Origin of the sequence: Clostridium homopropionicum DSM 5847, assembly GCF_001263795.1 — a bacterium.
GTDB lineage: Bacteria > Bacillota > Clostridia > Clostridiales > Clostridiaceae > Clostridium_H > Clostridium_H homopropionicum.
This window is the reverse complement of the sequence record NZ_LHUR01000022.1, coordinates 77,370-91,450: the sequence shown is the minus strand read 5'-3', so window position 1 is coordinate 91,450 and position 14,081 is coordinate 77,370. Positions and strand designations below refer to the sequence as shown.

Genomic DNA, 14,081 nt, shown 5'->3' with positions numbered 1-14,081 from the left:
AATAAAATGTTTAAACACTTAAGACCAGTATGGGCAGAAATAAATTTAGATAATGTTGCCTATAATATGAAACAAATAAGAAAAATATCTAATAGTAAGGAAATTATAGCTGTAGTAAAAGCTGATGCCTATGGTCATGGAGCTTTAGACACTGTACCGGTTTTACTAGAAAATGGGGCTACAAGTCTAGCAGTTGCAGTGGTAAGTGAGGGGGTTGAATTGAGGAGAGGGGGAATAGATTGCCCTATAATGGTACTTGGATTTACTCCTCCAAGTTTAATGGATTATCTATTAAAATACGATATTCAACAGACTGTATACTCCTACAATTATGCTAAAGAACTATCAGAATTAGCAAAAAAGAAGCATAAGAAGGCAAAGATACACATTGCTGTAGATACTGGTATGGGAAGAATAGGTTTTATGCCTAATGATGAAAGCTTAAAAGACATATTAGAGATAAGTAAGTTAACAAATATAGAAGTCACAGGAATATTTTCTCATTTTTCTACTGCTGATGAGGAAAATAAAGAATTTTCTAAGCACCAATTAGAAGAATTTAATAAATTCTATGAAGCATTGTATAAGGCTGGACTTGAAATAGGAATGAGACACATAGGAAATAGTGCAGCGGTTATGGAAATGGCAGAAGCACACTTTGAAGCTGTTAGACCAGGAATAATATTATATGGATATTATCCTTCAAATGAGGTAGACAAAAATAAGATAAAATTAAAACCTGTTATGGAACTAAAAACTAATGTAGCTCACATAAAAAGAGTACCTTCTGGGTATTATATAAGCTATGGAAGAAGATTTAGAGCTGATAGGGAAAGTACTATAGTAACACTTCCTGTAGGATATGCTGATGGATACACAAGACTTTTATTCAATAAAGCAAGAGTAATTATAAATGGACAGTTTGCATCAGTGGTGGGAAGTATATGTATGGATCAGTGCATGGTGGACGTTACTGACATTAAAGGTGAAATTATGATAGGAGATGAAGTGATATTAATCGGAGAAAAAGATAATGCAGTAATTACTGTAGAAGATATTGCAGATATGATAGGTACTATAAATTATGAAGTAGTCTGCATGATAACTAAAAGGGTTCCTAGGGTGTACATAAAGGATGGAAAAGTCGTAAAGGTTAGGAATTATGTGTAGCTTTAAGCATATGAGCAAGAAAATACATACGGACATAGAAACAAAATAACTCAGTTTTCTTTGACATTTTGACAAACATTAAAGTATAATTGGAATATACATATTTTCTTTATGTTAGTTTAGGAGGTATTAATAACTCTATGTCAAGTTCAAAGAAATTAGTTGCAATACCACATGAAGTACTAAAGGAAGACACTAATAAAGAATATTTTAAAAAATATAGAAAAAAGAGTGAATTTATTAAGGAATCCTTAATACTATATATAAGAGACAAAAAAAATTCAAGCAAAATAGATGAATTAAAAAAAGGATATATAGAAATGGCACAAATCAATTTAGAGCTTTGTGAAATGGGCTTTGCTGATGATATGTTAAATTTAAAAGAATATGAAGCCAAGCTAGCGGAGAGTGATTTTCCAGATGACAATAGTAGTGAAAAGAGGAGATATATTTTATGCTGATTTAAGCCCAGTAGTAGGCTCTGAACAAGGTGGCATAAGACCTGTGCTTGTTGTTCAAAATAACGTAGGAAACAAGTATAGTCCTACGGTTATCATAGCTGCTATAACATCTCAAATAAACAAGGCAAAACTACCAACTCACGTGGAAATTTCTTCTGAAGAGTATGGATTAAATAAAGATTCAGTTGTACTATTAGAACAAATTAGGACCTTGGATAAAAAGAGATTGAAAGAAAAAATTGGGCATATGTCAGAAAAAGATATGAGAAAAGTCGATGAGGCATTATTAATAAGTATAGGATTATAAATAAAGGGCAGAGATGCCCTTTTTAAGTTTTTGTATAGTGTATTTTTTTCAATATCTTGTTATAATAATAAAAGATAGAAAATAGGAGGCGTTCAAAATGGCAAGAGATTTTATAGAGCTAAAAGAGATAGCGAGGGAAGTTAGAAAAGACATAATAAAAATGCTAACAGCATCAGGCTCAGGTCATCCAGGTGGCTCTTTGTCAGCAGTTGAAATTTTAACTACTCTATACTTCAAAGAAATGAAAGTAAATATTGAGGACCCAAAAGATCCTGAAAGAGATAGATTTGTACTTTCAAAAGGACATGCAGCACCAGTTTTATATAGTGTATTAGCTGAAAAGGGATTTTTTAATAAGGAAGAGCTAAATGGACTTAGAAAGTTTGGTTCAATTCTACAAGGACATCCAAATATGAATTATGTTCCTGGAGTTGATATGTCTACTGGTTCTTTAGGACAGGGAATTTCTACAGCAGTAGGTATGGCAATTGCAGGTAAGTTAGATAAAAAAGACTACAGAGTATTTAGTCTATTAGGAGATGGAGAATTACAAGAAGGTCAAGTGTGGGAAGCTGCAATGGCAGCAGCTCAATTTAAACTAGATAATCTTACAGCCTTTGTTGACTTTAATGGTCTTCAAATAGATGGAAGAACACAAGATGTTATGTCTCCAGAACCAATTGATAAAAAGTTTAAGGCTTTTGGATGGCATGTAATCAGTATTGATGGACATGATTTCGAAGCTATAATTAATGCAATAGAGGAAGCAAAAAACACAAAAGGACAGCCTACTATGATTGTTGCAAAAACAATAAAGGGTAAGGGTGTATCTTTCATGGAAGATGAAGCATCTTGGCATGGGTCAGCTCCAAGTAAGGAGCAATGTGAGCAAGCATTGATAGAAATTGGAGGCGAAGTATAATGGCAAATAAGATAGCGACAAGAGAGGCTTATGGAAAAGCTTTAGCTAAATTAGGAGCAGAATATCCTAATATAGTTGTATTAGATGCAGACTTATCTAAATCAACAAAGACTAGTGATTTTAAAAAAGTTTTTCCTGAAAGACATATAAATATGGGAATTGCTGAAGCAAACATGATGACGGTTGCTGCAGGTCTTTCAACCTGTGGTAAAATTCCTTTTGCTAGTACCTTTGCAATGTTTGCTGCAGGAAGAGCTTTTGAACAAATAAGAAATACAATATGTTATCCTAAGTTAAATGTTAAAATATGTGCAACTCATGCTGGACTTACAGTTGGAGAAGATGGTGCTTCTCATCAGGCAATTGAGGATGTTTCTATTATGAGAAGTATTCCAAATATGACTGTTATATGTCCTAGTGATGCAGTAGAAACAGAAGCTGCAATCAGAGCTATTGTTGAGTATGAAGGTCCATGTTATGTTAGATTAGGAAGAGCTGGGGTATCTGTTATTAATGATAATCCAGAATATAAATTTGAAATAGGAAAAGGTATAACTCTAAGAGAGGGTAAGGAAGCTACAATTATAGCAACAGGAATAATGGTTGATTCAGCTCTCGAAGCATATAATATTCTTGCCGAAGAAGGAATAAAGGTTAGAGTAATTAACATACATACTATTAAGCCTATAGATGAAGAAATTATTATTAAGGCAGGAAGAGAAACTGGCATAATAGTAACTGCTGAAGAACATAACATAATTGGTGGCTTAGGATCTGCAATATGTGAGGTTTTAAGCGAAAAATGCCCTGTTCCAGTTATAAGAGTCGGAGTTAAAGATGTGTTTGGTGAAAGTGGAAAACCAGATGAACTATTAAAAGCTTATGGGTTAACTGCTGAAGATATAGTTAAAGCAGTTAAAAAGGGTATTTCATTAAAATAATTTCATTTAGGGAAGGGGGACATAGATTCTCCTTCCTTTTTAGGTTTATCAACTACAATCTGTGGGGGTGCTTTTATGAAAATTAAGCTTAAAGAATACTTTTCTATTACAATAGGATTTATAATACTTGCTATAGCTATAAAATTTTTCCTCGCACCAAATAAAATAGCTGCTGGAGGAATTACAGGAATAGCAATAATAATAAATAACTTCATACCAAAGCTAAGTGTTGGTATTCTTATGTTTTTTATGAATGTAATATTGTTTATAATAGGCTTTATTGTAATAGGTGGCAAATTTGGTGCCAAAACTCTCTATGCAGCTCTTGGATTATCTGGTTTAATAACATTATTAGATAAGTTTATTCCGAGCAATGTAGCTGTAACGAATGATTTATTATTAGCTACAATTTTTGGAACTTTAATTAGTGGAATTGGAATGGGGTTGGTATTTAATCAAAATTCCTCAACCGGTGGTACAGATATAATAGCAAAAATAATCAGTAAGTTTTTTCATTTTGATATAGGAAAGTCTCTACTTATTGTCGATTTAATTGTAACTATTGCCGCAGGAATTTCATTTACTCCAGAGCTTGGAATGTATGGCCTTCTTGCAGTAATATTGAATGGCTTTATGATAGATATGGTAATTGAAGGTTTGAATTCTTGTAAAGCAGTAGTAGTAATGAGCTCAAAGAATGAATCTATTAATAGATATATTATTGAAGAATTAGATAGAGGATGCACAATTTTTGAAGGAAGAGGAGCATATAGCGGCAATAGTATAAGTGTATTATATACAGTGTTAGACAGAAAACAGTTTATTAAACTTAAAAATTATATCAAAGAAATTGATAATAGAGCATTTATTAGTGTAAATGAAGCTCATGAGGTTTTAGGAGAAGGTTTTAAAGATATAATAGAAGAATAAATATTCACAATATATTAATTTAAATTTAGATTTCTTATGTTATAATTATACGTGTGGTCTATGACTACAATAGAAACTAGGATGGGAGAAAATTATTTTATGATAGAATTTAGAAATGCAACGAAGATATATGATAATAATGTTTTTGCACTTTCTAATATTAATTTAGATATAGACAGAGGAGATTTTATATTTCTTGTAGGACCTAGCGGAGCTGGTAAATCTACCTTCATAAAGTTAATTTTTAAAGAGATAGATTTAACAACAGGTAGAATTATTGTTTTAGGAGAAGATGTTACAAAGGTTAAAAGAGATAGAATACCTTTATATAGAAGAAAAATTGGAATGGTATTTCAAGATTTTAGACTTATACCAACTTTAAATGTTTATGAAAATGTAGCCTTTGCAATGAGAGTAGTAGAGGCCTCAGAAAGAGAAATTAAGAAGAGAGTTCCAATGGTGCTTGCAATGGTAGGACTATCTAATAAATTCAAGTGTTTTCCAAGTGAATTATCTGGCGGTCAACAACAAAGAATTGCAATAGCAAGAGCAATTGTAAATAACCCTTCACTAATTATAGCAGACGAGCCAACAGGTAATCTTGATCCAGAAACATCGCTTGAAATAATGAAAATATTAAATGATATTAATCATGCTGGAACTACTATAATTATGGCTACTCATGATAAGAGCATAGTTGATCATATGAAAAAGAGAGTTATAGCAATTGAGAAGGGTGTTATAGTTAGAGACGAGCAGAGAGGTAGATATGGCTATGAAGATTAGTTCAATAAAATATTCATTAATTGATGCTTTAAAAAGTATAAGAAGAAATAAAACCTTAAGTTTGGCATCTATTATTACTGTTTCTTTGACTCTCTTAATGTTTGGTATTTTTCTACTTACAATGTTAAATGCTAATGAAGTAATTAAAAGTGTAGAGTCAAAATTAGAAGTTTCAGTTTTCTTAAAGGATGACATAAAAACAGAAGAGAAGGCTAAGATTCAGCAAGAATTACAAGGAATTGACGGAATTGTTGAAATAAAATACATAACTAAAGCAGAAGCTTTAGAAAAATGGAAGGAACAATTGGGTAAAGATAATCAGGACTTAGTTAGAGGCTTTGATGAAAAAAATCCACTTCCAGAATCCTATGCAGTTAAAGTAAAGAATTCAGATATAATAGCTACTGTTGTAAGTAAAACTCAGAATTTGCCAGGTATTGAGAGAGTTGTTGCAAATGAGGACCTAGTTAATAGAATATCTTCTATAACTAGAGGAGTAAAATGGACAGGTATAGCTTCACTGGTAATTCTTATTCCAGTTTGTTTACTGCTTATAGGAAATACTATAAAGCTAGCGGTTTATTCTAGAAGAAGAGAAGTCAACATAATGAAGTTCGTAGGAGCTACAGATTGGTTTATAAGATGGCCATTTATAATTGAAGGAGTAATAATAGGTCTATTAGGTTCATTAGTATCTGGATTACTTCTATATTATGCTTATGGAGTTGTATATAGTAAACTCACTTCTAATATAATTATGCTTAATTTAATTACCCCAGGTTATTTCTTAATGAATGTATTATGGATGTTCGTTCTTTCAGGAATATTAATTGGGGGTCTTGGAAGTATACTGTCTATCAGAAAGTTCTTAAAAGTTTAGTCTACATTATTAAGGTTGGCATTTTAGCCAGCCTTAATATTTACTCCAATATTAAGGTATAATTATATAGGCATTAACGTAAAAATATAAGTAACATAATACAAGAGGTGATATTAATTGGATTATAATGAAGATAATCAAACAAAAGATAAAAAGCGTTTTAAAGATAATAAAGTAATTTGGGGACTAATTATTGTATTATTTTTAATTTTAACGAATTTTACTAGTTACATACTAGGGTCAAGGCTGCCTTTAAAGGGCACTGTAAGAATAAGTGAAGAAAACTATAATAATTTGACTCAATTTAAGAAGTTATTTATAGTTAAAGACAATCTAGAAAACCTCTATGATGGAAAAATTGATGAGAATGCTCTGATTGATGGTGCTGTAAAAGGTATGACAGAAACTTTAAATGATCCATATACTGTATATATGAACGAGAAAGAATATAAAGAGTTCAGTACACAAACAGAAGGTAATTATGTAGGAGTAGGATTGCAGGTAGGAACTAAAGATGATAAGGTGGTAGTTATTTCTGCTTTTGAGGATTCACCAGCTAAAAAAGCTGGTATAATAAGCGGAGATATTATTGAGAAGGTAGATGGAACTAAAATAACCTCTAAAGAATATGAAAAGGCTGTTTCTATGATGAGAGGCGAAAAAGGTGCTGGTGTAACCTTAACAATTACTAGAGAAGGAAAAGGCACCTTTGATGTTAAACTTAAAAGAGCTGTAATTACTTTAACTACAGTTACTGGTGAAATGTTAGATGATAAGATAGGATTAATTACATTAACGGTCTTTGATGAGAACACTGATGAGCAATTTAAAAAGATCGCAAGTGATTTAAAGGCTAAAGGTATGAAGGCTCTTGTGCTAGATTTAAGACAAAATCCGGGTGGATGGTTGACAAAGGCTATCAACATAACTTCACAATTTGTGCCAAAGGATAAAGTTATAGTTTCAACTGTAGATAAATATAATAACAAAGAAGAATATAAATCAAAGGGTGGAGATCTAATTGGACTTCCACTAGCAGTCTTAATAGATGGAGGATCTGCTAGCGCTTCAGAGATATTTGCAGGTGCCATAAGAGATTATAAGGTTGGTACTTTAATTGGGGAAAAGAGCTTTGGTAAAGGTATAGTACAAAGCGTTCTTACTGAAAAAAAATATGGTTTTGGAGACGGCACTGCCTTAAAAGTAACTACTTCAAAATACTATACTCCTAATGGAGAAAACATTCATCATAAAGGCATTGCCCCCAATATAGAGGTAAAATATCCTAAGGAATTGCAAGAAAAGCCATATGATAAAAAGAATGATCCTCAATTAAACAAGGCCATAGAAGTGTTAAAGAATCAATTAAAATAAGAGAAGCGAGAGGGGAAATAATCTTAGATGAATATTGCATTTAATGCACTGAGAAGCACTGCATATGCTATAGTAACATCACCATATGTATTTATACTGATAATTTTTGCTATAAGCTTCTATAGGCAGAATAAAAAAGTAGTTATGGTTCAAAAGATGATAATAGGAGAAAGATTAAACTCTCCTTTTGAATTAACCATATCTGAAATTATATTTGGACTAATTGCGGGATTAATAGGAAGTATTATCTTAGGATATTTAGGTGTATCCTTTAGCGAAAATACTTCTATTGAATTAATTTTTATACTGTCTATATTTCTAATGCTAATAAGCCCAAGATTTATATGTTTTTCTTATTCAGGTGCTATTTTGGGCTTCATCAGTATCTTGTTGGAAATAATGAAAGGTATGTATAATGTAGAGATTACTCAATTAGAGTTTCTTCGAATTGACATAGTTGCGCTTATGACTCTTGTAGCTGTACTGCATTTTATTGAGGGGATTTTAGTAATACTAGATGGAAGCAAAGGTTCTATACCTGTATTTACTAAGAAGAATAATAAAATTATAGGAGGATTTGCACTTAAAAGATATTGGGCAATTCCTGTAGCTGTAGCTTTAATAGTAAATTCTAACTTTTACAATATTGATAGTGTGATATCTATAGTTAACTGGAATACTTTTTTAAATCCAACTACCTCTTATAGTTCTATAAAAAATGCTGCAATATTATTAATGCCCTTTTATGGAGTTATTGGATATAGTGCAGTTACTTTTACAAAGACTAAAAAGGAAAAATCCTTTTCTTCTGGAGCTATGATAATAGGTTATAGTATTCTATTATTTGTTTTTGCAAGACTAGCTGTATTAAATATTTTCTTTAAGTTATTTGTAGTGTTATTTGCGCCACTCGCTCATGAAGGCTTCTTATATATACAAAGATATATGGAAGTAAATAAGGAACCAAAGTATGTGAGCAATGAAGACGGAATTATGATTTTAGAAGTAGCTCCTAATTCACCTGCTTCTCAAATGGGAATAAAAAGCGGGGATATGATTTTAGAAGTAAACCATAGGAAGATTTTTAAAGAGGATGATATATTAAAAACTATTAGAGAAGCCTCTAATATAGCTTGGTTCAAAATAAAAAGGGCGGCAGGTAATCTAGAAGAAATTAGATATAGCAATAAGAGTAATTCTAAAAGATTAGGTATAGTATTTGTTCCAACTAATGTACCTGAGGATAATATGGTAATTAATGTAGATCAAAGTAAATTTAGTGATATATTAGAAAAATTAAAAAATAAAAAGGATTAAAACGCTGATAAAAGGCGTTTTTTTCTATATATAAATGCAATTTACAAAATATATTGACATTAAATATCTAAAAGGATAAAATTTATAATGACGAACTAATGTTCATAGGAGATGAGTAAATGGGTGAGTTTAAAATACATTCCAAGTTTAAACCAACTGGAGATCAGCCGCAAGCAATAGATAGTATAGTAAATGGAATTAATCGAAATGAAAAGTTTCAGACACTTTTAGGAGTAACAGGTTCTGGTAAGACCTTTACTATGGCTAATATAATTGAAAGAGTTCGAAAACCAACACTTATTTTAGCACACAATAAGACTCTTGCCGCTCAATTAACATCAGAATTTAAAGAGTTTTTTCCAGAAAATGCTGTTGAGTATTTTGTATCTTACTATGATTATTATCAACCAGAAGCATATGTTCCACAGACAGATACCTTTATTGAAAAGGACGCTTCTATAAATGATGAAATAGATAAATTAAGGCATTCTGCAACTTCAGCTTTATTGGAAAGAAGAGATGTGGTTGTAGTGGCATCAGTTTCCTGCATATATGGTCTTGGAAATCCTGATGAATATAAAAAACTTACTGTCTCTTTAAGAGAAGGCATGGAAAAAGATAGAGATGAAGTAATGAGGCAGTTAGTAGATATTCAGTACGAAAGAAATGAAATTAACTTTGTCAGAGGCACTTTTAGAGCAAAAGGGGATACTTTAGATATATTCCCAGCATCCTCCAGCAGTGTTGCTATAAGAGTTGAGTTTTTTGGAGATGAAATAGATAAAATAAGAGAATTCGATTCACTTACAGGAAATATATTATTCACAAGAAATCATGTATCTATATTTCCAGCCTCTCACTTTGCTACTTCTAAGGATAAATTAGAAATAGCTATAAAGAAAATCGAAGAAGAGTTAGAAGAGAGAGTTGGATTTCTTGTAGAAAATGATAAACTTCTTGAAGCTCAGCGGCTAAAACAAAGGACAAATTTTGATATAGAAATGATGCGTGAAGTCGGCTATTGCAGCGGAATAGAAAACTATTCTAGAGTTTTAGATGGAAGAGCCGCAGGAAGTCCGCCGCAAACTCTTATAGATTATTTCCCGGGAGATTTTTTGCTGTTTATCGACGAAAGTCATGTAACTTTACCACAAGTAAGGGCTATGTATGGAGGAGATAAATCAAGAAAAGACAATTTAGTGGAATATGGGTTTAGACTTCCCTGTGCTTATGACAATAGACCACTGAAGTTTGAAGAATTTGAAGGTAAGTTAAACCAAACAGTTTTTGTAAGCGCAACCCCAGCTAATTATGAGTTAGACCATTCAACTAATGTAGCTGAACAAATTATAAGACCTACAGGACTACTTGATCCTGAAATTATTGTAAAGCCTGTGAAGGGGCAGATAGATGATTTATATGCTAATATAATGGATACAATTAATAAGGGCTTTAGAGTATTAGTAACAACCTTAACTAAAAAAATGTCTGAGGATTTAACAGAATATTTTAAAGAAATGGGAATAAAAACTGAGTACCTCCATTCTAGTATTGATACTATGAAAAGAATGGAGCTCATAAGGGATCTTAGAAAAGGAGAATTTGATGTACTTGTTGGAATTAATCTCCTTAGAGAAGGTTTAGATATACCTGAGGTTGCACTAGTAGCTATATTGGATGCAGATAAGGAAGGATTCTTAAGGTCAGAGACTTCACTGATACAGACTATAGGAAGAGCTGCTAGAAATTCTGAAAGTAAAGTTATAATGTATGGAGACAAAATAACTAAGGCAATGAAGGTTGCTATTGATGAAACCAATAGGAGAAGAAAAATACAAGATGAATACAACAAAGTGCATGGATTAGTACCAAAGACTGTGTATAAAGGAATAAGGGATGTACTTCAAACAAAGGTAGCTGAAGAGATAGAAGAATATAACTCAAAGGATAGTATTCAAGAACTTTCTAAAAATGATATAGAAAAACTTATAGCAAAATATGAAAAAGAAATGAAAGAGGCAGCAAAGGCACTTCAATTTGAAAGAGCTGCAGAACTAAGAGATGAAATAAGTAAATTAAAAGAGAAGGAGTAGAAATTTTGAAGGATAAAATATTTATAAAAGGAGCTAAGGTTCACAATTTAAAAAATGTAGATCTAGAAATTCCTAGAGATAAGTTAGTAGTTTTTACTGGACTTTCAGGTTCAGGTAAGTCTTCTTTGGCTTTCGATACACTATATGCAGAAGGACAAAGAAGATATGTAGAATCACTATCATCTTATGCAAGACAATTTTTAGGACAAATGGATAAGCCGGATGTAGAATACATAGAGGGGTTGTCGCCAGCTATTTCAATAGACCAAAAGACTACAAGCAGAAACCCTCGTTCAACTGTAGGGACTGTTACTGAAATATATGATTATTTAAGATTATTATATGCGAGAATTGGTACTCCACATTGTCCTCAATGTGGAAAAGAAATATCTCAACAGACTATAGATATGATGGTAGATAAGGTTTTAGAGCTTCCTGAGAAGACTAAAATTCAAATTTTAGCTCCAATTATTAAAGGAAGAAAAGGACAACATACAAAGATTTTAGATAATATAAAGAAAAATGGTTTTGTAAGAGCTAGGATAGACGGAGAAATTTTTGATCTTCAGGAAGAGGAAATAAATCTTGAAAAAAATAAGAAGCATAATATTGAAGCTGTAGTGGACAGATTGGTAGTTAAGGATGGAATAAGCAGCAGACTTACAGACTCTATTGAAACAGCCTTAAAGCTTGCAGAAGGTATGGTTATTATTGACATAATTGATGGAGAAGAAATTTTATTTAGTGAAAATTTTGCATGTCCTGACTGTGGAATTAGCATTGATGAATTGACTCCAAGACTTTTCTCTTTTAATGCACCTTTTGGAAGATGCGATAAATGTGATGGAATAGGCAGTCTTATGGAGATTGATGAGGATTTAATAATACCTGATAAGAGCAAAAGCATAATGGAAGGAGCAATCATTTCTCAAGGAGATGGTTCCTTAAAGGAAGATTCATGGACATTTAGTATATTTAAGGCTTTGGCTAAAGAGTTAAATTTTGATTTAAATACTCCAATAGAGGAATTACCTAGAGAAATCTTAGACTATATTTTATATGGCTTAAATGGGAATAAAATAACTGTAGAGTATATAAAGGAAGACAAGCAGGGGATATATAATCATAAATACGAGGGAGTAATAAATAATCTTAAAAGAAGATATGTTGAGACAAATTCTGATTATATTAAAAGACAAATAGAACAATATATGAGTGATACTCCTTGTCCAAAATGTAATGGAGCAAGATTAAAGCCAGAAGTTTTAGCGGTAACCGTTGGGGGCAAGAATATTTATGAGTTCTCCCAAATGTCAATAAAAGATGAGCTGACTTTTTTAAAAGAATTAGAGTTATCAGAGAAAAATTCAATAATTGCTTCTCAAATACTAAAGGAGATAAATAGCAGATTAAACTTCTTAGTGGATGTAGGGTTAGATTATTTAAATTTAAACAGAAAAGCTGGAACCCTTTCAGGGGGAGAATCACAAAGAATAAGACTTGCCAGTCAAATAGGTTCAGGTTTAGTTGGAGTTTTATATATACTTGATGAACCAAGTATAGGACTTCACCAAAGGGATAATGATAGACTAATAGGAACTCTTAAGCATTTAAGAGACTTAGGAAACACCCTTGTGGTAGTTGAGCATGATGAGGATACTGTTAAAGCAGCAGACTATATTGTGGATATTGGACCGGGAGCAGGGGAACATGGTGGAGAGATTATTGTTGCAGGAGATATTGAAAAAATAAGAAACTGCAAAGAATCCATAACAGGTCAATATCTAAGGGGCGAAAAGTTAATATCTGTACCTAAAGAAAGAAGAAAAGGAAATGGGAATAAAATAAAAATTCTTGGAGCAAAAGAAAATAACTTGAAAAATATAGATGTGGAATTCCTTTTAGGAGTTTTGACTTCTGTTACTGGAGTTTCAGGTTCTGGTAAAAGTACCTTAGTAAATGAAATACTTTATAAAGGGTTAAATAAAAAAATTAATAGGTCTAAAATTAATGGAGGCTTGCATAAGGATATATTAGGCCATGAAAACTTAGACAAGTTAATAAATATTGATCAAAGCCCTATAGGAAGAACTCCAAGATCCAATCCTGCTACCTACTCAGGTTTATTTGATATAATAAGAGATATATTTTCAAATACTCCTGAGGCTAAAATGAGAGGATACAAGCCAGGAAGATTTAGCTTTAATGTAAAAGGTGGAAGATGTGAAGCTTGTCATGGAGATGGAATAATAAAGATAGAAATGCAGTTTTTATCTGATGTATATGTTCCTTGTGAAGTATGTAAAGGCAAGAGATACAATAGAGAAACCTTAGAGGTAAAATATAAGGGAAAAAATATTGACGAAGTCTTAGCAATGACAGTAGAAGAGGCATTGAGTTTCTTTGAAAATGTTCCAAGGGCAAAAAGTAAGCTAGAAACTCTAATGGATGTAGGACTTGGATATGTAAGGTTGGGTCAACCATCAACTCAATTATCAGGTGGAGAAGCACAAAGAATTAAGTTGGCATTTGAGCTTTCTAAAAGAAGTACAGGAAAGACCTTATATATTTTAGATGAACCTACAACAGGGCTTCATACAGATGATGTTAAAAGGTTAATAGAAATTCTTCAACGATTAGTGGATAACGGAAATACAGTTGTAGTAATTGAGCATAATTTAGATGTAATAAAATGTTCTGATTACATAATTGATCTAGGTCCAGAGGGGGGAGATAAAGGAGGAACAATTATAGATACAGGGACACCTGAGAAAATATGCAAAAATAAAAATTCATATACAGGATATTATTTAAAAAACATGTTATAATAAAAACAAAATATAAGACTAGCATATATAATATTGCTAGTCTTTAATATCTTAAATTATTTGTTAAGTAGG

General features: G+C 31.9%; 12 protein-coding genes. All 12 read left to right on the top strand.

Going from position 1 to position 14,081, the window contains the following annotated elements:
• The first annotated feature begins 6 nt into the window (after positions 1-6).
• The 12 genes from alr to uvrA all read left to right on the top strand — a co-directional run bounded on the left by alr (position 7) and on the right by uvrA (position 14,009).
• Positions 7-1,170: an alanine racemase gene (gene alr / locus CLHOM_RS08460; protein WP_052221265.1), complete on the top strand. Its 1,164-nt coding sequence runs from the start codon at positions 7-9 to the stop codon at positions 1,168-1,170.
• A 140-nt stretch (positions 1,171-1,310) separates the two neighbouring features.
• On the top strand, positions 1,311-1,631 hold the full coding sequence (locus tag CLHOM_RS08455; protein ID WP_052221264.1) for a hypothetical protein: 321 nt from the start codon (positions 1,311-1,313) through the stop codon (positions 1,629-1,631).
• On the top strand, positions 1,591-1,938 hold the full coding sequence (locus tag CLHOM_RS08450) for a type II toxin-antitoxin system PemK/MazF family toxin (RefSeq protein WP_052221263.1): 348 nt from the start codon (positions 1,591-1,593) through the stop codon (positions 1,936-1,938). Before CLHOM_RS08455 ends, CLHOM_RS08450 begins: the two co-directional genes overlap by 41 nt.
• Before the next feature lie 97 nt (positions 1,939-2,035).
• Positions 2,036-2,860, top strand: a complete 825-nt coding sequence (locus CLHOM_RS08445) for a transketolase (RefSeq protein ID WP_052221262.1) — start codon at positions 2,036-2,038, stop codon at positions 2,858-2,860.
• Complete coding sequence (locus CLHOM_RS08440) at positions 2,860-3,801, top strand: transketolase family protein (RefSeq protein WP_052221261.1); 942 nt, start codon at positions 2,860-2,862, stop codon at positions 3,799-3,801. The genes CLHOM_RS08445 and CLHOM_RS08440 overlap by 1 nt, the downstream gene beginning before the upstream one ends.
• A gap of 75 nt (positions 3,802-3,876) precedes the next feature.
• On the top strand, positions 3,877-4,731 hold the full coding sequence (locus CLHOM_RS08435; protein ID WP_052221260.1) for a YitT family protein: 855 nt from the start codon (positions 3,877-3,879) through the stop codon (positions 4,729-4,731).
• A 99-nt stretch (positions 4,732-4,830) separates the two neighbouring features.
• The gene (gene ftsE / locus CLHOM_RS08430; RefSeq protein ID WP_052221259.1) at positions 4,831-5,517 is read left to right on the top strand and encodes a cell division ATP-binding protein FtsE; all 687 of its coding nucleotides are present in this window, start codon (positions 4,831-4,833) and stop codon (positions 5,515-5,517) included.
• Positions 5,507-6,397: a permease-like cell division protein FtsX gene (gene ftsX / locus CLHOM_RS08425; protein ID WP_052221585.1), complete on the top strand. Its 891-nt coding sequence runs from the start codon at positions 5,507-5,509 to the stop codon at positions 6,395-6,397. Before ftsE ends, ftsX begins: the two co-directional genes overlap by 11 nt.
• 117 nt (positions 6,398-6,514) lie before the next feature.
• The gene (locus CLHOM_RS08420; RefSeq protein ID WP_052221258.1) at positions 6,515-7,771 is read left to right on the top strand and encodes a S41 family peptidase; all 1,257 of its coding nucleotides are present in this window, start codon (positions 6,515-6,517) and stop codon (positions 7,769-7,771) included.
• Positions 7,772-7,798: 27 nt separating this feature from the next.
• A complete protein-coding gene (locus CLHOM_RS08415) occupies positions 7,799-9,088 on the top strand; it encodes a PDZ domain-containing protein (protein ID WP_052221257.1) in 1,290 nt (429 codons plus the stop codon).
• A gap of 119 nt (positions 9,089-9,207) precedes the next feature.
• Complete coding sequence (gene uvrB, locus CLHOM_RS08410; protein WP_052221256.1) at positions 9,208-11,181, top strand: excinuclease ABC subunit UvrB; 1,974 nt, start codon at positions 9,208-9,210, stop codon at positions 11,179-11,181.
• A gap of 5 nt (positions 11,182-11,186) precedes the next feature.
• Positions 11,187-14,009 carry an excinuclease ABC subunit UvrA gene (uvrA, locus tag CLHOM_RS08405; protein WP_052221255.1) on the top strand — a complete coding sequence of 941 codons (2,823 nt, stop codon included), beginning with the start codon at positions 11,187-11,189 and terminating at the stop codon, positions 14,007-14,009.
• Positions 14,010-14,081 lie beyond the last annotated feature (72 nt).

What these genes read in the sequence shown, in the direction of transcription:
- alr (WP_052221265.1), top strand. Translation starts at nt 7, where the DNA reads ATGTTTAAACACTTAAGACCAGTATGGGCAGAAATAAATTTAGATAAT.
- CLHOM_RS08455 (WP_052221264.1), top strand. Translation starts at nt 1,311, where the DNA reads ATGTCAAGTTCAAAGAAATTAGTTGCAATACCACATGAAGTACTAAAG.
- CLHOM_RS08450 (WP_052221263.1), top strand. Translation starts at nt 1,591, where the DNA reads ATGACAATAGTAGTGAAAAGAGGAGATATATTTTATGCTGATTTAAGC.
- CLHOM_RS08445 (WP_052221262.1), top strand. Translation starts at nt 2,036, where the DNA reads ATGGCAAGAGATTTTATAGAGCTAAAAGAGATAGCGAGGGAAGTTAGA.
- CLHOM_RS08440 (WP_052221261.1), top strand. Translation starts at nt 2,860, where the DNA reads ATGGCAAATAAGATAGCGACAAGAGAGGCTTATGGAAAAGCTTTAGCT.
- CLHOM_RS08435 (WP_052221260.1), top strand. Translation starts at nt 3,877, where the DNA reads ATGAAAATTAAGCTTAAAGAATACTTTTCTATTACAATAGGATTTATA.
- ftsE (WP_052221259.1), top strand. Translation starts at nt 4,831, where the DNA reads ATGATAGAATTTAGAAATGCAACGAAGATATATGATAATAATGTTTTT.
- ftsX (WP_052221585.1), top strand. Translation starts at nt 5,507, where the DNA reads ATGAAGATTAGTTCAATAAAATATTCATTAATTGATGCTTTAAAAAGT.
- CLHOM_RS08415 (WP_052221257.1), top strand. Translation starts at nt 7,799, where the DNA reads ATGAATATTGCATTTAATGCACTGAGAAGCACTGCATATGCTATAGTA.
- uvrB (WP_052221256.1), top strand. Translation starts at nt 9,208, where the DNA reads ATGGGTGAGTTTAAAATACATTCCAAGTTTAAACCAACTGGAGATCAG.